Below are 20,838 nucleotides of genomic sequence, written 5' to 3' on the forward strand. Positions count from 1 at the left end.
CAAAAAAGGCCCAGTGCGAAAATCCCCTTTCGCACTGGGCCTTAATCTGTATATGTGTAGTTTATTATTCTGTTTCCAATGCTTGTTTGAACTCGTCAGAAGAGGCATTCCACCATTCCTCGTTCTTGGAGATCAGAAGCTCTTTCAACGCTTTTTTCTCCACATCACCGAGTCCATCCACAATAATCTTCCGCTTCAGTGCTGCATCGAGTTTATTTACATGATCGGCAAGGATTTTCCAGCCCCGCTTCGCTTCTTCATCGATCCACATTTCACACGCGGTCATGCCCCCATAGTGCTGCCCTTCCGGTGTACGGTCTACCGCAACCCACACAATCCATACCTGACGTCCATTCGGTACATCCTCACGGTTCGTGGAGAACTTGATACCGCGCTCTACCTTACTCTTCGCATGCATGGCCCCAATTTCAATCTTAGCCTCTCCGCGATCAATAATGACCGGTGACACACTATTCAGGTCGATCGATCCTGCCCCGAACCCCTTGTGCTTGCTCTTGCTGTTTATAATGTTAAGGGCAATTTGCTTTTTTCCGCTTTGCTCCTGGTTCTCCATTTCGATAAACCTCCTGTATATAAGAACAGAAGCGAACCTCCGTCTCATTGATTTAAACAACCCGTCCAATATATTTTATTTTAACTAATAATCCCCCAAAAGCAAACATATACATGCTGTAGATGCTTGTCAACGGGAGGTTGTTCGATATGGTCCCACCACGCGCCAAAGTCTTTTTATCATCCCTGCTCGCCCTCGGTCTTCTTGGAAGTTCAATGCTGCTATTTCTGTATCAGACTCATGTTTCAGCGCCTGTTCTCGCTCCGGAGTCGGGCAAGCCTGCAGCGGCAGAGAAGGCTCCACTCTCACCACCGAAAGCGCAGTACGATGTACCCGCTCCCGCCCTGAGCAGCAGACTGGTCGAGTATCACATGGATGTCCGGTTTGAGCCCGGTGAGAAAAAACTAATAGGCAAGCAGACACTCACCTGGACGCATCCTGGAAAAAAAGCCGTAACTGAATTGTACTTTCACCTTTATCCCAATGCCTTTGCCTCTAAAGAAACCACATTCATGAAGGAATCCGGCGGCAGGCTTCGTTCTGACCCCATGCCGGAGGACGGCTTTGGCTCCATGAAGATAACGGGAATCAAGACGGAGGAAGGGCTTTCTTTACTCCACCGTCTGCAATATGTTCAGCCTGATGACGGCAATGCGAAAGACCAAAGCTTGGTGAAGGTACGGCTTCCACGTCCTGTCCGGGGCGGTGAGAGCATCACGCTGAATATGGAATTCGAAGTAGCAATGCCTAAAATCTTTGCCCGTATGGGTACGGCAGATGACTTTGTAATGGCAGGGCAGTGGTTTCCCAAAATCAGTGTGTACGAGCCCGCCGGTTCACGCGGACGTAAGGATGAAGGCTGGAACCTGCACCAATATCACGGCAACTCAGAGTTCTACTCAGATTTCGGCATTTACAGTGTACGTATTCGGGTACCCGACAACTACATTGTGGCTGCCACGGGTTTTCCAACCAAGCCGGCTGTAAAGGCGAATGGGGAAAAAGTGTATCACTTCTATGCCGATGACGTCCATGATTTTGCCTGGGCCGCTTCCCCGAACTTCGTCGTTGCGGAGGAAGCCTACTCGGCTCCCGGTGTACCTGGCGTCCGAATCAAGCTATACCTTGATCCGGTACATAAGGATTTGAAGGAACGATATTTTGATGCCGCCAAAGCAGCCTTATCCTCCTTCGGCAAGTGGTATGGAACTTACCCATACTCAACGCTTTCTATTGTCGTTCCTCCGAAAGATGGGAATGGCGCCGGAGGCATGGAATACCCGACGCTGGTGACCGCATTCGGTGCCAAGGATGATTCGCCGGGATATGAACTGGAGCGCACCATTGCACATGAGATTGGCCACCAATATTTTTACGGAATCATCGCGAATAATGAATTTGAAGAAGCCTGGCTGGATGAAGGGTTCACCTCTTATGCAGAGGAAAGGGTGATGGAGAAAGAATACGGGATCACTCCTAATACAGCAGCCCAGGCAGCCTCCATCTTCTCGCCGGAGCCGCTTCAGCTGGAATCGTGGAAATACGGATCCCAGAAGAAGTACGCCATGAATGTCTACACCCGCGGTAAGCTGGTGCTTCAAGATATGGAGCGTCTGGTCGGCACACCGACCATGGACAAGATCATGATGACTTATGCGAAAAAATACCGGTTCAAACATCCAACCACTCAGGACTTCCAGAACGTTGTAGAACAGATAACCAAACAATCCTGGCAGCCCTATTTCAATGAGTACGTTTATGGAAATCAGATGGTGGATGTCGCGATCGATCATATTCAGACCAAAAACCTCGGTACGCACGAAAAGCCGGCTTATGAATCTATTGTAACGGTGGTGAGTAAAGGCGGACCGGTCACCAACATTCCGATTACATTTGCCTTCAAGGATGGAAAGAACATTAAAAAGATATGGGACGGCAAGAATGGAAGCACTCAATACAAAATCAAACATTCTTCTCCGCTGCTCTGGGCTATGGTCGATCCCAAATATACGATCGTGCTTGAGAACAAGCATATTAACAATTATATGAAGACGGGAACCGACCAGAAGGTATTCACCCGCTGGAATCTAAGCGTCACGAAGCTGGTAGAGACATTATTCGGCGGCCTGTCATGGTAAGGGGGGAGAGAATGAAGGTCTACACAGGCAAAGGCTGGCTCAGTGTGAAGGAGCAGTTTTACGTCATTATCCTGCTGTTTCTGTACAGGCTCATGTGGGGGTACTGTCTTTACCGGATTGTAAAATCAGCCGTGGTCCCTCTTTTGATGCGGTTTCCGGACCCTGCTCCGAATGAGCTCAGTAAATTACTGTTTTTTTACGAAGGTGAAATGGCATTGTCTCAGAGCAGTGACATTCACTTATACGCCTGGCTCCTGCTTGGAATGCTGCTTGTTCGAATGACGCTGACTCCTCTCATACACGCAGGGATATTTTATAACCTCCATCAGGAGGTAAAAGGAGAACGGGGACTGTTCTTCTTTCAAGGCATGAGAAAGTTTTGGAAGCCCATGACTTTATTCTACATGATCGAAACTATTCTGATCTTTACTCCTGCATACTTGCTCTTACCAAAGATTCTTCCCCCCCTGCTTGAGGCCATTCGCGAACCATCTGCCTTACTTAAGGCAGCTCCTTACCTTGCAGGCTGGTTAATATACGCGCAGCTGCTCCGCCTGCTCCTTCTTTATCTGCAGTTTGGCAAAACCGCAGATGACAGCGGGATGCTGCCTTCCCTGCTGGTTTTTTTACGGCATATCGGAAAAGCCGCCCTGGTCTCCATTATCATTGGCGGAACAGCAATGTTAATCTTCCTTCTCTTAAGCGGCTTATCTTTATTCTGGTCGGGCCTGACTGGAATCATCATCCAACAAGCAAGCTATTTTGTAAGCAGTCTGTTTCAGCTCTGGGGGGTTACCGCTCAATTTCAGGTATGGCATACCCATACCCATACTCATAGCCAGCAGCCCTGAAAATGAATTTGAACCCTTAATCTAAATAAAAATCCCGTCCCTTTTTAAAAGGAACGGGATTTTTATTTAAAGTATGATATTCCTCATTTGCCAAAATGTAAATCGTCTGTTAAAATAACGAAAGTGATAGTAACAACTTTGTCATCTTTATTGTAACTTTTTACACCAAAATAAAGCCGAGTTCCCGTAACAACGGGAAGCGGGGGATCCGTCTTGGGTGCATTGATCTCGCAACAGAGTGATCATAGGCCTAACCTTCTGCCGAACCCTTAAGCTAACCTCGCAGGCATTGGAAGGAGTATTATTTTGAAAAAAAAGTTAGCTGCCATCTCCCTTGGCTTAACTCTCGCCCTTACAATCAGTACCGGAAGCGCTTTCGCCAATTCCAAACTAGACAACGCAATCAAACCTGTCATTGGTGTCTCTTATAAAATGGGTGGTACAACGACCAAAGGATTCGACTGCTCTGGATTTACAGGCTATGTCTTCAAAAAAATTGGTATCACACTGCCACGCGCATCTACATCCCAATACAAAGTAGGAACTCCGGTTGCCAAAAAGAATCTGAAAGCCGGCGACCTTGTATTCTTCAATACTTCAGGCAGAGGTGTCTCTCACGTAGGGATTTATGTTGGAGGCGGCAAGTTTGCCCATTCCTCTACATCCCGCGGTGTTACCATTACCGCACTCAACTCCAGCTATTTCGCCAACAAGTATATTGGCGCCAAGCGAGTGATGAGTGCGACCAAGTACAAAGCTGTCGCTGTAGACTACAACTAATTTATACGCTAATATAAACTAAGCCCGGACGAGATTGCTACAATCTCCTTCGTGGCTTTTTCTTTATACTTCTATAACGTACGAACCAAGGAAAAGGTTTTCCATCTTCCGAAAAAAATTTCAATTATTTCTCAATTTCGGTTTCTTACCATTGATTACCCTCTCCTTTCGTACCTTGAAACATATTTTTCTAGATTTTTTTGTAAATTACTACTCGACGAAGGGAGATTATATATGAATGAGCCATCCGTTCAATTTCATGCGGTTCCCATGACTGCCGATCAAGCAGCCGAAATATGCAGCTGGTCATATCAAGCCCCCTATAATATATATGGCTGGCTACCTTGGGAGCAGATGAAAGGCCTTGGTGTTGAATTTGGTGATCCGGTTATCCGTGAGCAGCAGTATATATCCATTCTGGACGAAAAAGGCCAGATGTGGGGATTCGCTCAATTGTTTCCGATGGTGGGTGTGACTCGAATCGGTCTGGGGATGCGGCCTGATTGGTGCGGACGAGGGATGGGCAAATATTTTGTGGAGGCCATTGTTCATGAGGCAAGACTCAGGCGACCCGAAGATGAAATTGACCTGGAGGTATTAACCTGGAATGAACGGGCCATTCGTACTTATCTTCGCGCAGGATTCCACATCACCGACACTTATGAACGGATGACTCCAACGGGAAATTCATTATTCCACTGCATGGTATATGAAAAATAGCACAATTTTGTGTAATTTTAATCGTCAAAGACGTATATTTGTTGCTTTTTTTGTCACAACTGCTATGATGTCCTTGTATGTTCGTTTATAATAGAAGCAATTGCCAGTATACATAAGAAGGGACGATATGACGATGCAAAAATGGATTATGAGCGGATTATTCTTCGTCGCATGTGCGCTCGCCCTCGCGTTGATGTTTACGCTTCCAGGAAAAGAAGAAGTGGCTGAAGAAGCTAAACCAACGATGCCTGAAGTGACACTCGATGCCGCTTCGGCTGAGGCTGCTGTGAAAGCCAGCTGCATTACTTGTCACGGGGATCAGCTTCAAGGCGGAGCAGGACCTGCCCTCAATCAAGTAGGCGGTCATATGGACACCGAAGCTCTGTTTAGTGTAATCTCAAAAGGCCGCGGCGGAATGCCTGCCTTTAAAGATCAATTAAAGCCAGAGGAAATTGCTAATATTGCTCTTTACCTGGCTGAGAAGAAATAATTCAATTTATTCACAAGCTAACAAAACACGCTTGATCAGGATTTATCCTGTTCAAGCGTGTTTATTTTATACCATCAAACGGCTTATTACTCTTCCTGATTGTCCGTAGAACGACCCTTTTCATATACTTCGTTAAACTGCTGGGCTTCTTTGATATCTACAGCCGTAATGCCTCCATCATCCCACGAGGTCAGACGCAAGGTCACTGTTTTGTAATCAATCGTTATATAAGGATGGTGCCCAAAAGCCTCCGATATCGCAGCTACTTGATCAACGAAAGCGATCCCCTTCATAAACGAAGGAAACGTATATTTACGTATGATCCATCGTCCTTGCTCCAGCTCCCAGCCCTCAAGCTGCTCCAGATGTGTCTCAACTTCCTGCTGTGTATACAGCATTTTATCTTCCTCCCAGAAAAGCTTTCCCACTAACGTGGATCTAATGATTCATCTATTCTATTCCTCATCCGTCTAGTTTAGTACGATCTGCTTCCTCAGGTAAGGGCTACAAACGCTAAATCTTCATCTCCAATAAGAATATGTATCCGATGGTTTACCTGATCATGCATAACTACACCGCTTCCTACCGGAATGACAGGCTCCGTGCCCAGCCCGTAAAACAAGTCTTCAGCCAAAGCCTCGTATACCTCATTCTTGTCGGTGTCACCTAGGCTGCTCCACTCTTCAGAATCCATTTCAAAAAAAACGTAGCTGTCTGGAATTCGCCCTACAGCCTCGGTTAACTCCTTCAAAATGTCTCCGTAATCACGTCCGTGCTTTACACCCATCGATCTCACTCCTTTCTGCGACTTCATACCTAAAGTTGCCCTTACTCTTATTATACCGGAAATTTCAACTAAAAAAAAAAGGTTAACTTGACGATAAATAGGTTAATGCGCTTATTTGCACAGCGCTAGCCCTATAAATAGAAACAAAACGAATGGATTCGTTATATATTTCTCATGGATGAGGTGTGTTATGGAAATTTCAACAATTATAGGTTTGGTGCTCGGTATTGTATCCGTATTGGTCGGAATGGTCTTAAAAGGAGCTTCTATTACGGCCTTGGGTAACCCGGCAGCCTTTCTCATTATTATAGGCGGAACTGCAGCTACTCTCTTCATCGGCTTTCCTATGGTGGAACTGAAAAAGTTTCCGAAGCTTATAAAGATGGCCTTCCTGAAACAAAAGCTGATGGACAAGACGGATCTGATCACGCTGTTTATGGAGTACGCCTCTATTACCCGCCGCGAAGGATTGCTTGCCCTGGAATCGAAAGTCGAAGAAATCGATGACGCGTTTCTCCGTAACGGAATGCGTATGATTATTGACGGAAACGATCAGGAATTCGTTAGTGACGTGCTTATGGAGGACATTCATGCTACCGAGGAACGACATCGTTCCGGTGCTCTGATCTTCTCCCAAGCCGGTATGTATGCTCCGTCCCTTGGTGTACTGGGTGCGGTTGTTGGTTTGATTGCTGCTCTGGGTCAGATGAATGACATGACAGAGCTAGCTCACGCGATTGGTGCCGCTTTTATCGCAACCATGCTCGGTATTTTTACCGGTTATGTCCTTTGTCACCCAATTGCTAATAAGTTAAAGCGTTTATCCAAGCGCGAAATCGAAATCCGGTTGATGATGCTGGAAGGTCTTCTTTCCATCCAATCCGGAGTATCCACGATCGCGATCAGTCAGAAGCTATCTGTCTTCCTGACTCCTTCCGAGCGTCTCAAACTAAGTGATAAGGAGGCTGGTTCTAGTGAGTAAAAAGACTAGACACGAGCCCCATGAAGAGCATGCCGACGAATCCTGGCTGCTTCCTTATGCAGATCTGCTAACCCTTTTGCTGGCACTCTTCCTGGTCCTTTATGCCATGAGTGCTACCGATGCCAAGAAATTTCAACAGATGAGCGAAGCATTCAACGTGGCATTGAACGGAGGATCCGGCGTTCTCGATTACAGTAAAATCGAACCAAGCAAAAGCCCTGCCGATAATAACAAAAGCATAACTACCATTCCTGCACCTAATCCGGACAAAAAACGCGAAGAGCTTATGAAGCAGGAACAGGAAGACCTGGAGAAGCTGAAAAAGCAGCTGGACACCTATATTAAGAATAACGGCTTAACGACAGAACTAAGCACAAAGCTGAATCAATCGCAGCTGATGATTACGATTCGGGATAATGCCTTATTTGCTCCAGGTGAAGCCACTGTAAAGCCGGAAGCAAGAAAGCTTGCGAAGGAAATATCCAATCTGCTTCAAAAATTCCCCGACTACGATGTCATCGTATCCGGTCATACGGATGATGTTCCAATGAACAGCATGAGGTACCCTTCCAACTGGGATCTAAGCTCGGATCGGGCACTTCAGTTCATGAAGATTCTCCTGCTGAATTCATCCCTTGATCCGAAGCGTTTTATGTCAACCGGTTATGGCGAGTACCGTCCGATTGCAGAGAACAGTACCGCGGCAGGCAAAGCTAAGAACAGACGTGTCGAAGTATCTATTATCCGCAAATATCAAGATAGTAATACGTTTACCAGCGTAACCAATTCAAAGGATCAAAAATAAGACAACCGGTTCTCGGACAAGCTTTCCGGGAGCCGGTTGTTTGCGTTTCAAGTCAACGTATAATTCAGGAGCTTGCCAAGCTCCTGTTTCTCTTGATCAGTAAGGTCCCGCCATACTCCTGTCTTCTGATTCCCCAGCTGGATATTCATGATGCGAATGCGCTGCAGCTTCCGCACCTCATATCCAAAGGCACTGCACATACGGCGAATTTGACGATTTTTTCCCTCGGTCAAAATAATTCGAAATACGCGCTCCGACATCCGGGTTACCTTGCATGGAAGTGTTGTCGCGCCTAGGATTTTGACTCCGCTTGACATGCCCCGAATAAAGGCTTCCGTTATTGGACGATCAACTGTGACGATGTACTCCTTCTCGTGTCTTCCTTCAGAACGGAGAATTTTATTGACAATGTCCCCGTCGCTTGTAAGCAGAATGAGCCCTTCCGAATCTTTATCTAAACGCCCGATCGGAAAAATCCGCTCTTTATGTCCTACAAAGTCAACAATGTTTCCTTTAATGTGTTGCTCTGTTGTACTGGTGATTCCCACAGGCTTATTGAGTGCGATATAAACATGCTTGGTCTTCTTCTCGTCTAAACGGCGTCCGTTCACTCGGACATCATCGCCCTCCTCCGCCTGGCTGCCCAGGACCGCTTTCACTCCATTGATTGTCACCTGACCGCTCTCTACAAGCTTGTCAGCCTCCCTGCGTGAGCAAAAGCCTGTCTCACTGATGAATTTATTTATTCTCAAGCTGTATCCTCTCCATCTGTGCTTAGTTTACTTTACATTTCGTCTTGTACTTTCTCGGCAGAAGGCAGCAGAATGGTCACCGTAGTGCCCTTGCCCTCTTCACTTTCTATCTCAAGGACACCCTGGTGCCCTTGTATAATACGTTGGCTGACCATTAAACCCAGCCCCGTGCCATCCTCTTTATTAGTAATAAACGGTTCACCGACATGCGGCAATAATTCCTCAGGAATTCCTTTACCTTTGTCCGTAATACTCACGGCAATCTGGTCTGAATTCGGTTTGCTGAACTCAATCGTAACATATCCCCCATCCGGCATCGCTTCCAATGCATTTTTAAGCACATTGATAAACACCTGCTTCAACTGGTTCTCTTCACAATGGACGAACAAGGGGGCATCCGCGTTCCGTAATCGGAGCTGAATACCATATAAATGGGCCTGACTATCCAATAAGGAGATCACATCATTCATAATAATCCGTAAATCCTTATATTGAAAGCGCACAGCCTGCGGTTTTGCCAGGATAAGAAATTCACTGACAATCAGATTTATTCGATCAAGCTCAGATAACATAAGATCGATATGAGACGGGTTCACCTTTTGAGTCTGCTGCTGAAATTGTAAAAATCCTCGAAGCGTCGTAAGCGGATTGCGAATTTCATGGGCTACACCCGCAGCCAACTGACCCACTGTGGTCAATTTCTCCGACCGCCTCAGCAATTCTTCCATCCGGTTTCGTTCGGTTACGTCTCGTGACACACTGACAATGGACGTGATATTTCCCGCTTCATCCAAAATCGGAGAAGTGCTGATGCTAACCTCGATCATTGTTCCATCCTTACGTTTCCGAACCGTTTCAATAGATGTAAGCCGTTCTCCCGCTTGCAGTCGTTTTCTTCTTTCAGCCTCTTCCTTCTGAACCTCTGGTGGAATCATTTCAGGCTTTCTGCCAAGCACCTCATGACCTTTCCATCCGTATAACTGCTCAAATGCCTTGTTTACACTCGTGATGTTACCATCCGTATCCGTTGTATGAATAGCATCTGCTGTCTGATTAATAACAGATTCCAGGTACTCTTTGACAGACTTATTTTCATCGACCATTTGTTTCAACTGGCTGGTGTAATGCCCCAGATTTCGAGTCATCGCATTAATCCTACCAGACAATTGGCCCAATTCATCCCGGCTCGTTACTTCAAGACGCGGTTCAAAATTACCGTCAGCTACATTGTTTACCGTCCGCAGTATCGCTTGAATCGGTTTTGTGAAGTACCCTGCTACCATATAACTCCCAAAAATAACGATTTCGAGCAGCACAAGCGAAATCGCTACCAGGCTGGTTGTCTGCTCCCGCATGACGGAAGAAACAGCTTCATAATCCATCACTACGCTAATAACATACGGATTTTTGCCCTCAATCTCAATCGGTATGAAGCTCTTCATAACTTTCTTGCCATTTACGGTTCTTACAAAAACTACATTTTCCCCAGTGGAAATCGAATGCGCAACGGCCTTCTGATCTTCCTTCAAGCTGCCGTATAAGTAGGTTCCGAATTTTATCGGACGATTACGAAGCTTATAATTGAATTGATCTGTTCCGTCCTTCTCCATATAAATGTTGCCGAATGTGACAGGATTAATGCCCGTAATCTCCAGAATTCGGGGATTTGATTCAATGGTCTTCTGGGCAACAACATCGGGGCTCGTTATTTTGACAAAATCCTTAATGTTTGAACTGCGAATATAGGGATCGATAATATAATTTCGTTTACCGTCATAATAGTAGCCCCATTTATCAATATACTCCGGCCTGGAGGTGGAAAACTCGAATGGACCGGACCAGAAGTGCTTCTCCTTATTCCCCTGTTGAATGGAGCGGACCTCATTATACTTAAACAGCTCCTGAAATGCGGTGTACCAATACCCCCAAGAACTTGTAGATAATCCGATCTCCTCTGCTTCACTAGAACGGGCAACGACGATGTCATTTTTCGTCTGAACGAGCAGAGAAATATGGTCAACTCCAAGCTCTTCACTTAGCTTCACAAGCTGTTCATTCGTAATATTGTTGTAGTCTTTATCCAGTCTTTTTGCAGCATTGATCGCAGTAACACGCAGCATGTCACTGAATACTCCATCCACATATCTGGTACTGTATTCCGTCTGCTCAACAGTAATCGCAATCTGTGTCGCTGCCATAACCATCTTGGTTTCACTGTCCTGCCTAAGATTCTCTTGTGTCGTATAGAAGTTAAGTGTAATGTTCAGCAGTAAAATTAATAGTACAGAGATAAACATAATTAAAGATAATTTAATTTTGATGGACAAAGATATCTACACCTCTCGACACTTTCAGCAATAAATTGGTATAGCCTGTCATGTTTATGATAACGTGCCACAGATCAATTGAAAAGAAATTTCGCTTATTTGCTTCCTGTATATACAGGAGTACAAGCCCATTCATTGATATTGGATCATTATTTCTCTAAAATAAAGAAAAAGTAGTTCGTTTCTCACACAAATGTCCACAGCTTGCTAACAAATACACATGTTTTCTGTGGATTATGTGCATAAGTCTGTGTATAACCTCTATTTTATCCACAAAACAGTCCACATCATGTTAACATTCGAATGGATGTTCGTTGTATAACCGCTACTTTAGTCCCAGAATGAGAGGAGATCATCAGTTGAATTCAGATATTAACGATCCGCATCCTGTGGATAAATATAATCATGAGTTTTGGATGCGGGAAGCGATTGCCGAAGCAAGAAAGGCTGAAGAAATCGGAGAAGTTCCTATTGGAGCTGTTATCGTCTATGAGGATGAAATCATTGGGCGCGGCTACAATCTGAGAGAAACAACCTTTGATGCGACTGCACATGCCGAAATGGTTGCCATCCGAGAGGCAAGTCGTCACCTTGGTGCATGGCGACTGCTCAATTGCCGGTTGTATGTAACGTTAGAGCCTTGTCCGATGTGCGCTGGTGCCATTGTTCAATCAAGAGTACCTCAGCTTATTTACGGCACCATAGATCCCAAGGCCGGATGTGCTGGTACGTTAATGAATCTGCTTCAGGAGTCACGTTTTAACCATCGGACAGACGTCGTAGAGGGAATCCTTCAAGAAGAATGTGCATCTCTGCTGACCCAATTCTTTCGTCGTTTACGGGGAAAATAACATTGCCGGCTGCCGCCAGCCTACAATCATAAAATTGTATCTATTATAGGAATTAAAAAACCCAGCCAAATCGGCTGGGTTTCTAACTATGATCTAATGATTAGTACATTCCCATCTCACTCATGGACTCTTCGAACTCTTCCATTGTGATCAAGTCCGTATCTTTAGGAATTCCAATCTTAAATGTTTGCTTCTCATTGATTTTGCTGTACTGTGTGCTTCCTTTAACAGCAAGCTTCATATTATCTTGAGTTTCAGGATCGTTGAAGTCAATGTTCATTACGACATCCTGGTAAACCGGGAAGTCCTTCTTATCAATAGCTGTGTTAATGTTCAACGTATTGATCTTCAGGTATTTCTGCATTTCTTCAAGATCTTGTTTGAATTCGCCTTGATCTACAGAAGTCATTTCTGCTTTAGCTTCTTCAACTTCTTCCTTCGACAAGTTCAGCATCTCGCGGTACTCATCTTTAGCAACAATATCCATGATTTTTGGAGCTGCCTTATTCACCAGAACTTCCAGTGCTTCTTTCAGAGTATCATTAGTAATATAGAATTGAACCACTTGCTTCGCATCTACACCTTCAGGAAGCTTAGCATCCTTGGTTTCGATTTGCTTGAAATATTTCGCTTGATCATACTCAGAAAGGAGCGCGTCCATTACTTCTGCACCGAACTTCTGAGATTTCTCAGTATCAAATGCACTCGGGTTGAATTCCTCACCAGCTTCTTCAGCCAGTTCTTTCATATCCATATACAGATACTTACCTACAACATCTTCAGGCAAAGGCAGCATTGGGATGTTTGGAATTTTAACATACAGCTTCTCTTTAGTCATGACCATATCAATATTGAAGGTCATAGCCATATCGCCCTTCAGATTAATGCCCATTTGAATTTCAGTCTGCTGTGGTTCAGCCTGGTGAATACCTGTCATTGTAAGCTCGGCATTCTTCAGCATTGTAGCCACTTGTTCTGCAGAAGGGTCACCTTCCGTGATCTTAAGGTCTTCAATAGCTATACTGCTCTTCATCTCGTAAGATGTCATTTGCATAGCATTCTTGGCTGCAGCGCTCATAGCCTCTTTAGGTTCTTGCTTCTTTGCGCAGCCAGATAATACAACTGTCAGTACCAACATAAGTGACAGCATGATAGCTGCAAACTTCTTGTTCATTAATCTCTCTCTCCCCTCATACGCATAAAAAATAAAATGCCTTTCTAATAATAAACCATTTTCTCCAAATGAGGAATACTTTAAAGGAATATTTTTTACTTTATTTCTTTATTCTTCCTTTCATCCCACTCAACATGTAATAACTTCTATTTCCAATATCCACCTATTCTTGGACGCGGGCCCTAGCGTCTATTCTCTGTATTACGTGATAAACCCGGATAAAGTTTCATTATTTTTACATTTATTTTTACATTTATTTTTACATTTATTTTTACATTTGTTTTACATAGCATCTTGCACCTCAACAAAAAGACTCCCCAACCTATGGCTGGGAAGCCTCGACACTCAGACAGAACCTGTTTACGAATTAGACCGCTAACCTTCGGGATTATAATTTCCCGACTGCTTGTGTATCTTAGCACGGTGAGAGCCTGTCATGGGCTCTTGCATTCCGCCGCCTCCATTATCTTTCCGTCTTCTTTGCGGTTCTTGAGCTTCTGGAACTGGAATTGATTTGGGTTTACTCATGACTTTCACCCCTCCAATCATCACCACTTGGTCCTTGTCCGTTCTTCAAGAGGCTGCACATGCCAGTTAACGCTGGGGAACTAAGGATGGGTAATTTGCTGAAGTGCTTGAGCACATTCATGAATATGGCGAGTATAGTCTCCGGCCATCCCTTGAATATTCTCATTGCGCTCATCAATAACCACACCAGCCCGTTCTACATCCACCAGCTTTACCTCCACTTCCCTTGAATCCACATAACGACATTCAAAGTCGAATGAGTAATCCTGTCTTCCTGCCGCATCAATGTGAATTCGAACAGCATGAGGGTTAGCCATATCGGCTGCAACTTCTGCATGGTCGCCAGGCTTCAAAACCGTAGGAAGCCGTTCCTGCCAGGCATTAACTAATGTCGTCTGGTCAATATTAAGCTCTGAGTTCATAGATCACACCTCCCCTTGTCTTTAAATTGCGGAGATGTGTTTCTTTTTATACTTCAGCTTTTTTGAAAAATGTACAACAAAAAAACCGCCTTCCTTATTCGGAAAACGGTTTGTGTGCTTATGTATGGCGGAGAGGATGGGATTCGAACCCATGTGGAGTTGCCCCCTAACGGTTTTCAAGACCGCCCCGTTATGACCGCTTCGGTACCTCTCCAAGTGTGGTACAACAACAATCACAAGCAAGAATTATTGTACCACACAACAGATCCTGTTAGCAAGTTATTTTTTGTGTTCGATGACACTTACATTTCTCATGTAAGGACGAAGCACTTCAGGAATAACGACACTGCCATCAGCCTGCTGATAATTTTCGAGAATGGCAGCTACGGTTCTGCCCACGGCAAGCCCTGAGCCATTCAACGTATGAACAAACTCCGGCTTCGCTTTCGGTTCTGGACGATAACGGATATTAGCCCGGCGAGCCTGGAAATCACCAATGTTCGAGCAGGATGAAATTTCCCGATAAACGCCGCTCTCAGGAAGCCAAACTTCCAGATCGTATGTTTTTGTGGAACCGAAGCCCATATCGCCTGTACATAAAGCAAGAACACGATAAGGAAGATTCAAAAGCTGCAGTACACGCTCTGCATCGTTCGTCATCTTCTCCAATTCATCAAAGGAAGATTCCGGATGAACAATCTTCACCATTTCCACTTTATTAAACTGGTGCTGACGAATAAGGCCGCGTGTATCGCGTCCTGCAGCACCTGCCTCTGAACGGAAGCATGAGCTGTAGGCAACATATCTCCGCGGGAGATCCTCCGCGTTCAGTATTTCCTCACGGTGATAATTCGTCACGGGAACTTCTGCCGTCGGGATCAGATAATAATCCGTATCGCTAAGCTTGAAAAGATCCTCTTCAAACTTAGGAAGCTGGCCTGTACCGTACAGACTGTCCCGGTTAACAATATAAGGAGGCAGCATTTCTTCATACCCGTGCTCACTGTGAAGATCCATCATAAAGTTAATCAATGCACGCTCAAGCCGGGCACCGAGGCCCTTATAGAATGTGAATCGCGACCCTGTTACCTTCGCAGCCGCTTCAAAATCCAAAATATCGAGAGATTGCGCGATATCCCAGTGTGCTTTTGGCTCAAAATCAAATTCTCTCGGTTCTGACCAGCGGCGCACCTCCACATTATCCTCTTCAGATGCCCCAATAGGAACACTTTCATGAGGAATATTAGGAATCGCCAATGTAAGCTCGGAAATTTGACTCTCCAGCTCTCGTACTTCTTCATCCATGCTTTTGATCCGGTCCGAAACTTCACGCATTTCAGCGATTAGATGATCCGCGTTCTCACGGTTCTTTTTCAGCTTGGCTACTTCTGCCGACACGGTATTGCGCCGGTTCTTCAGAACTTCGCTCTCCTGCAGCAGCTCACGCCGGCGTGTATCAAGCTTTGGAAAGTCCGCGATTAAATCAAGTGATTTTCCGCGATTCTTCAAGGCCTCTTCTACACGGCCGTACTCACTGCGCAATATTTTTACGTCTAACACAGGAAACCCTCCTAAGTAAAACATCCATAGCTGTAAACTATTCCAAATCATTCATTCTTTATATTCTAGTGAAAAACTTAGAAAAAAACAAACTTGACCCTTAAAAAAGAGTCAAGATTATTTCCATGCTGATTTTACAGCTTGGCTAATGTACTTTCCTTTACCATCTCAATGAAGTATTGATGAAGCTGACAGTCATCCGTCAATTCGGGATGATACGATGCCGCAAGGAGACGTCCCTGCCTTGCCGTTACAATTTCTTCATTATATGTTGATAAAACCTCCACATCAGCACCCACCTCCACAATCAGTGGAGCGCGGATGAAGACGGCACGGATCGGCTCTTCGATTCCTTTTACATCGAGAGTGGTCTCAAAGCTCTCACGCTGACGCCCAAAGGCATTACGTGCAACTTTCATATTCATCAGTCCCAGATGAGCTTCTTCCCCACTGTCTATTTCTTTGGCCAGCACAATGAGGCCCGCACATGTACCAAATAGAGGTTTACCACACGCTGAGAACGCACGAATAGCATCAATAAAGCCATACTTGCGCATGAGCTTGCCGATCGTTGTGCTCTCACCGCCTGGAATGATCAATCCATCGATCGTTTCCAGCTGTTCAACGCGTTTGATTGAAACGCCTTCCGCACCTGCCGCATTGATGCTGCGGATGTGTTCAGCAACCGCACCTTGGAGTGCAAGTACTCCGATTCTCATGCCGATCCTTCTCTCTTACCAGCCGCGATCCGACATACGCTCGGATGGAGACAGCTTGGAAATTTCAATGCCTTTCATCGGTGTACCCAGGTTCTTGGATACTTCAGCAATCAATTTATAGTCATCATAATGAGTGGTGGCTTCCACAATGGCACGTGCAAACTTCTCAGGGTTATCCGATTTAAAAATACCGGAACCCACGAATACGCCATCTGCACCTAAATGCATCATCAAGGCTGCATCTGCAGGTGTAGCAACTCCTCCTGCCGCGAAGTTAACGACAGGAAGCTTCCCGTCTTCTTGTACACCTTTCAGGAGTTCATAGGATACGCCCAGATTCTTTGCCTCAGCGAACAGCTCATCTTTAGACATGCTCTGTACTTTACGAATCTGACTGTTGATGAAACGCATATGACGCACTGCTTCAACGATATTTCCAGTTCCCGGCTCGCCCTTCGTACGAATCATAGAGGCACCTTCACCAATACGACGGAGCGCCTCCCCCAGATCTTTAGCGCCGCAAACGAATGGTACGGTGAAATTCCATTTATCGATGTGGAATACTTCATCAGCTGGTGTGAGAACCTCACTCTCATCCAAGTAGTCTACACCAAGCGATTCTAAAACTTTAGCTTCCACAAAATGACCAATACGTGCTTTTGCCATAACCGGAATAGAAACGACCTTCATGACTTCTTCCACAATCGTTGGATCTGCCATGCGGGCAACTCCGCCAGCTGCGCGAATATCTGAAGGAACCCGTTCAAGTGCCATAACTGCTGTAGCGCCAGCCGCCTCAGCAATTTTCGCTTGTTCCGCATTCATGACGTCCATGATGACGCCGCCCTTTTGCATTTCCGCCATACCTCTTTTTACAGTAGCTGTTCCCGTTTCCATGTCCCCTAGCCTCCCGAATTAGTTGCATAGTTTATTTGTTGGTTAAAAAACCTGCGATTCAATCTAACTTGTAATTCTAAACTACGGGGATCAAATAGACAACCCATTTACTCGGAATTTAAAAATGTCTTTATAAGGTATTAAAAAAGATTTTTAATCGAATCAAACAAATCGATGAAAAACTGCTGAATTGCACGTAAGAATAGCTTAAACCATCCGGCTTTTTCTGTATCCTCATAGGTTACCAGATCCACGGTTGCCTTCTGTACGTTCTTCATTCCTTCGATTTCATATGAATATGTTGCTGTTCCTACCTTGGTACCCTTTTTCACCGGAGCTGTAATAGCCTCACTATCCAGCTTGGTTTCTATTTTAAGATTGCTTCCGTCCGAACCTTTTGGCAGCATAAAGCTGACATCTTTGTTTGTAACGAGCTTCACCGTTTTATTCTTGCCCTTTTTCACATCTATCGTTTCTGTGCCTTCTACAACCGTATTTGCATCTACGACCTGCTTAACCTCAAAGTTGTTAAAACCATAGTCAAGAAGCTTACGTGTCTCGGTAAATCGGGAGGCCTTCGTTTCTGCTCCCATAACAACACTGATCAGACGCATGCCATCACGCTCTGCTGTTCCTGCAAAGGTGTTCAGCGCTTCTTCAGTGAAGCCTGTTTTCATTCCATCCAGGCCTTCGTAAGCAAAAGATTTAAAGTTGGTTACATCCTTATTGGCTTCAAGCATCCAGTTCAGGTTAATGATTGGATCTTTATCACGTTCACGGAACTTATAAGATTGAATCGTGGTATACTTCGAAAACTCCGGATGTTCTTCAACGATGAATTTGACCAGTTTTGCTGTATCCATTGCGGACATAACAGTCTCTTCTTCTGTAGCCGGTCTGTAATTCTCCGGCATCATGGAACGAGGTAAACCGGTAGAGTTAATAAAATGCGCCGTTGTCATACCCATTCGCTTAGCATTCTCGTTCATGATCTTTACGAATTCTTCTTCAGATCCTGCGATCTGCTCCGCCAATGCTACAGTAGCGTCATTTGCTGAGCCTACAGCCATAGCGATGTATAGCTCTTCTACCGTATGTTGGTCTCCTTCAGCGAGGAAGATCGTGGACCCTCCGCTTTTAGCGGCATTTTCTTTTACTGTTACAACGGTATCCCATGATAGATTACCCTGCTTAATTTCATGCTGCACGATATATTCTGTCATCAGTTTGGTCATACTAGCTGGCGGCAGCGCATTATCCGAGTTTAAAGACAGCAGCACCTGCCCTGTTGTAGGCTCCATCAGTACAGCGGATCTCACCTGCAAGCCCAATGACTCCGCATTCGGCACTTTATCCTTATTAACGGTTTTAGGTTTCGCTGTTGTCGTCGTTGTGGTCTTTTCATCTGCAGCAGTCGCCTTTACAGGCTCAGCTAATGCCAGAGTAGCTGGAACTGCAGATAGGCATAATATATTCATAAGCATAACGGATGCTATTGTTCTTTTTACAATTGGACGTTTACTAGGTTTTAATAACTTGGATTTCAAATGATATTACTCCCCTCTTAACTCAATAAGTCGTTTGCTTGTTCTATTCTATCACAGGGGAGGGTATCAAAAAAAGACAAGCCGGTTACATTTCTCCGGCCTGTCTCTCTTTATGAGCACATAACAACCTTTTCTAAATTACAAGGAGTAGTTTGGTGCTTCTTTTGTGATTTGAATATCATGCGGATGACTTTCGCGAAGGCCTGCGCCCGTAATACGGATGAATTGAGTATCGCTAGCCAATTCCTTCAGATTCGCTGTTCCACAGTAACCCATACCGGAACGCAATCCACCGATCAGCTGATGAATTGTATCTGCCAGCGGCCCTTTATACGCTACACGTCCTTCAATACCTTCTGGAACGAGCTTCTTATCATCATCCTGGAAGTAACGGTCCTTGCTGCCTTGCTTCATAGCTGCAAGCGAGCCCATACCACGGTATGCTTTAAAGCGGCGTCCTTGATAAATTTCTGCTTCACCCGGACTTTCTTCCGTTCCTGCAAACATACTTCCAAGCATAACTGCACTTGCGCCTGCCGCAAGTGCCTTGGTGATTTCTCCAGAGTACTTAATACCGCCATCTGCAATAATCGGAATGTTATACTCTCTTGCTACGGAAGCACAATCGTAGATTGCTGTTACCTGCGGTACACCAATACCTGCGATGACACGGGTTGTACAGATCGAACCTGGACCGATACCTACTTTTACAACCGAAGCGCCAGCTTCAATAAGTTCTCTCGTAGCATCGCCTGTAGCCACGTTTCCTGCTACGATGGTCAGCTCTGGGTACAGCTCACGCAGCTTGCGAACAGCTTCAATGATGTTAATATGGTGTCCATGCGCTGAATCGACAGTAATCAAATCGACACCAGCTTTTACAAGCGCTTCTGCGCGTTCAAAGGTGTCTTTAGAAATACCGATAGCTGCACCGACGAGCAAACGTCCTTGAGCGTCTTTTGCCGCATTCGGGAACTGAATTGCTTTTTCAATATCTTTAATGGTAATAAGCCCTTTAAGAACATTGTTATCGTCTACCAAAGGAAGCTTTTCGATTTTATGCTTCTGCAGAATAGTTTCAGCTTCTTCAAGCGTTGTTCCTACAGGTGCGGTAACGAGATTCTCACTGGTCATCACTTCGCTGATGGAAATACTGTAATCATGTACAAAACGCAAATCGCGGTTTGTCAGAATACCGATCAGTTTATTGTCCTCGTCCACAATTGGAACACCCGAAATACGGAATTTAGACATAACTTTCTCTGCATCGGATACCAAATGATCAGCTTTCAAAGAGAATGGATTGGTAATAACACCACTTTCCGAACGCTTAACCCGATCCACTTCCTCCGCTTGCTGTTCTATACTCATATTTTTATGAATAATGCCGATTCCGCCTTCTCTAGCAATAGCAATCGCTAAAGGAGCTTCTGTAACTGTATCCATTCCTGCACTCATTAATGGAATATTCAGTTTAACATGCTCGCTCAACTCGGTTGTTACATCCACTTCTTTAGGAAGAACCACCGATTTTCTAGGAACCAACAATACATCGTCAAAAGTAAAGCCTTCTTTACTGAATTTATCTTCCCACACCTGGGTAATTCCTCCTTTATTGTCGTCTTCCGGCGGACTCTAAATACTGTCAGAGCTGGATTTGACATTTTTTCATAATTATTTTCAAAAATATATTATTGCCATCTTAGCAAAGCCCCTATAGGCTGTCAAGGAAAGAATACCTCTCCTCGGCCGGATTACCAAAGGGATGTGTAAGGGGAAATCCGTCTCCTGTGGATGGACACTCTTTATATATTTCCCTTAATAAATGGAATGCATCCATTGTAATTAAGGATGTCTTCAACAACAAATACAAAGAAACCACAATCGATTGCTCGATTGCGGTTTCCCCGGTTGTTCGCTTGGCGACGTCCTAC

21 protein-coding genes, 1 tRNA gene and 1 riboswitch are annotated in these 20,838 nt (G+C 44.9%); of the genes, 8 read left to right on the forward strand and 14 right to left on the reverse strand.

The window, feature by feature from the left end; genetic code table 11:
• Positions 1 to 64: 64 nt before the first annotated feature.
• Positions 65 to 574 carry a YwhD family protein gene (locus BN1234_RS04240; RefSeq protein WP_054955412.1) on the reverse strand — a complete coding sequence of 170 codons (510 nt, stop codon included), beginning with the start codon at positions 572 to 574 and terminating at the stop codon, positions 65 to 67.
• A 149-nt stretch (positions 575 to 723) separates the two neighbouring features.
• Here BN1234_RS04240 and BN1234_RS04245 point away from each other — a divergent pair, with 149 nt between their 5' ends.
• From BN1234_RS04245 to BN1234_RS04265, 5 genes are all read left to right on the forward strand, one after another.
• A complete protein-coding gene (locus BN1234_RS04245) occupies positions 724 to 2,712 on the forward strand; it encodes a M1 family metallopeptidase (protein WP_054955413.1) in 1,989 nt (662 codons plus the stop codon).
• 11 nt (positions 2,713 to 2,723) lie between these two features.
• On the forward strand, positions 2,724 to 3,563 hold the full coding sequence (locus BN1234_RS04250; RefSeq protein WP_054955414.1) for a hypothetical protein: 840 nt from the start codon (positions 2,724 to 2,726) through the stop codon (positions 3,561 to 3,563).
• A gap of 164 nt (positions 3,564 to 3,727) precedes the next feature.
• A riboswitch (cyclic di-AMP (ydaO/yuaA leader) is annotated at positions 3,728 to 3,867 on the forward strand.
• 2 nt (positions 3,868 to 3,869) lie between these two features.
• Complete coding sequence (locus BN1234_RS04255; protein WP_054955415.1) at positions 3,870 to 4,343, forward strand: C40 family peptidase; 474 nt, start codon at positions 3,870 to 3,872, stop codon at positions 4,341 to 4,343.
• A gap of 234 nt (positions 4,344 to 4,577) precedes the next feature.
• Positions 4,578 to 5,063: a GNAT family N-acetyltransferase gene (locus BN1234_RS04260; protein ID WP_054955416.1), complete on the forward strand. Its 486-nt coding sequence runs from the start codon at positions 4,578 to 4,580 to the stop codon at positions 5,061 to 5,063.
• Between the two features lie 133 nt (positions 5,064 to 5,196).
• Complete coding sequence (locus BN1234_RS04265; RefSeq protein ID WP_054955435.1) at positions 5,197 to 5,553, forward strand: c-type cytochrome; 357 nt, start codon at positions 5,197 to 5,199, stop codon at positions 5,551 to 5,553.
• Between the two features lie 86 nt (positions 5,554 to 5,639).
• Here the strand turns inward: BN1234_RS04265 and BN1234_RS04270 are convergent, their stop codons facing one another.
• Positions 5,640 to 5,951 (reverse strand): 4a-hydroxytetrahydrobiopterin dehydratase, encoded by a 312-nt coding sequence (locus BN1234_RS04270; protein WP_054955417.1) that lies wholly within the window; start codon positions 5,949 to 5,951, stop codon positions 5,640 to 5,642.
• Between the two features lie 95 nt (positions 5,952 to 6,046).
• Positions 6,047 to 6,340, reverse strand: coding sequence for a hypothetical protein (locus BN1234_RS04275; RefSeq protein WP_054955418.1), 294 nt, complete (start codon positions 6,338 to 6,340; stop codon positions 6,047 to 6,049).
• A 190-nt stretch (positions 6,341 to 6,530) separates the two neighbouring features.
• Between BN1234_RS04275 and motA the strand changes: the two genes are divergently transcribed.
• Complete coding sequence (gene motA, locus BN1234_RS04280; protein WP_054955419.1) at positions 6,531 to 7,322, forward strand: flagellar motor stator protein MotA; 792 nt, start codon at positions 6,531 to 6,533, stop codon at positions 7,320 to 7,322.
• Positions 7,315 to 8,127 (forward strand): flagellar motor protein MotB, encoded by an 813-nt coding sequence (gene motB / locus BN1234_RS04285; RefSeq protein WP_054955420.1) that lies wholly within the window; start codon positions 7,315 to 7,317, stop codon positions 8,125 to 8,127. The genes motA and motB overlap by 8 nt, the downstream gene beginning before the upstream one ends.
• A 47-nt stretch (positions 8,128 to 8,174) precedes the next feature.
• Here the strand turns inward: motB and rluF are convergent, their stop codons facing one another.
• Together rluF and BN1234_RS04295 are read right to left on the reverse strand one after the other, a co-directional pair.
• The gene (gene rluF / locus BN1234_RS04290) at positions 8,175 to 8,879 is read right to left on the reverse strand and encodes a 23S rRNA pseudouridine(2604) synthase RluF (protein WP_054955421.1); all 705 of its coding nucleotides are present in this window, start codon (positions 8,877 to 8,879) and stop codon (positions 8,175 to 8,177) included.
• A gap of 32 nt (positions 8,880 to 8,911) precedes the next feature.
• Entirely contained in the window at positions 8,912 to 11,206 is a 2,295-nt protein-coding gene (locus BN1234_RS04295) for a PAS domain S-box protein (RefSeq protein ID WP_054955422.1), read from the reverse strand.
• Between the two features lie 341 nt (positions 11,207 to 11,547).
• On the opposite strand from BN1234_RS04295, the gene tadA reads away from it, so the two are divergent.
• On the forward strand, positions 11,548 to 12,057 hold the full coding sequence (gene tadA / locus BN1234_RS04300; RefSeq protein ID WP_054955423.1) for a tRNA adenosine(34) deaminase TadA: 510 nt from the start codon (positions 11,548 to 11,550) through the stop codon (positions 12,055 to 12,057).
• Between the two features lie 100 nt (positions 12,058 to 12,157).
• Here tadA and BN1234_RS04305 read toward each other — a convergent pair whose 3' ends face one another.
• The 9 genes from BN1234_RS04305 to guaB form a co-directional block, all read right to left on the reverse strand.
• A complete protein-coding gene (locus BN1234_RS04305) occupies positions 12,158 to 13,231 on the reverse strand; it encodes a DUF6612 family protein (protein ID WP_054955424.1) in 1,074 nt (357 codons plus the stop codon).
• A gap of 375 nt (positions 13,232 to 13,606) precedes the next feature.
• On the reverse strand, positions 13,607 to 13,759 hold the full coding sequence (locus tag BN1234_RS04310) for a hypothetical protein (protein ID WP_054955425.1): 153 nt from the start codon (positions 13,757 to 13,759) through the stop codon (positions 13,607 to 13,609).
• Positions 13,760 to 13,839: 80 nt separating this feature from the next.
• Positions 13,840 to 14,181, reverse strand: coding sequence for a hypothetical protein (locus tag BN1234_RS04315; RefSeq protein WP_054955426.1), 342 nt, complete (start codon positions 14,179 to 14,181; stop codon positions 13,840 to 13,842).
• A gap of 125 nt (positions 14,182 to 14,306) precedes the next feature.
• Positions 14,307 to 14,395, reverse strand: a tRNA-Ser gene (locus BN1234_RS04320).
• Between the two features lie 65 nt (positions 14,396 to 14,460).
• Positions 14,461 to 15,741, reverse strand: coding sequence for a serine--tRNA ligase (gene serS, locus BN1234_RS04325; RefSeq protein ID WP_054955427.1), 1,281 nt, complete (start codon positions 15,739 to 15,741; stop codon positions 14,461 to 14,463).
• A 134-nt stretch (positions 15,742 to 15,875) separates the two neighbouring features.
• On the reverse strand, positions 15,876 to 16,460 hold the full coding sequence (gene pdxT, locus BN1234_RS04330; RefSeq protein WP_054955428.1) for a pyridoxal 5'-phosphate synthase glutaminase subunit PdxT: 585 nt from the start codon (positions 16,458 to 16,460) through the stop codon (positions 15,876 to 15,878).
• A gap of 15 nt (positions 16,461 to 16,475) precedes the next feature.
• A complete protein-coding gene (gene pdxS, locus BN1234_RS04335; RefSeq protein WP_054955429.1) occupies positions 16,476 to 17,357 on the reverse strand; it encodes a pyridoxal 5'-phosphate synthase lyase subunit PdxS in 882 nt (293 codons plus the stop codon).
• 140 nt (positions 17,358 to 17,497) lie between these two features.
• The gene (locus BN1234_RS04340) at positions 17,498 to 18,904 is read right to left on the reverse strand and encodes a D-alanyl-D-alanine carboxypeptidase family protein (RefSeq protein WP_054955430.1); all 1,407 of its coding nucleotides are present in this window, start codon (positions 18,902 to 18,904) and stop codon (positions 17,498 to 17,500) included.
• 138 nt (positions 18,905 to 19,042) lie between these two features.
• Entirely contained in the window at positions 19,043 to 20,500 is a 1,458-nt protein-coding gene (gene guaB, locus BN1234_RS04345) for an IMP dehydrogenase (RefSeq protein WP_054955431.1), read from the reverse strand.
• Between the last annotated feature and the right edge of the window lie 338 nt (positions 20,501 to 20,838).

Origin of the sequence: Paenibacillus dakarensis, assembly GCF_001373415.1 — a bacterium.
Taxonomy (GTDB): domain Bacteria; phylum Bacillota; class Bacilli; order Paenibacillales; family Paenibacillaceae; genus Paenibacillus_AQ; species Paenibacillus_AQ dakarensis.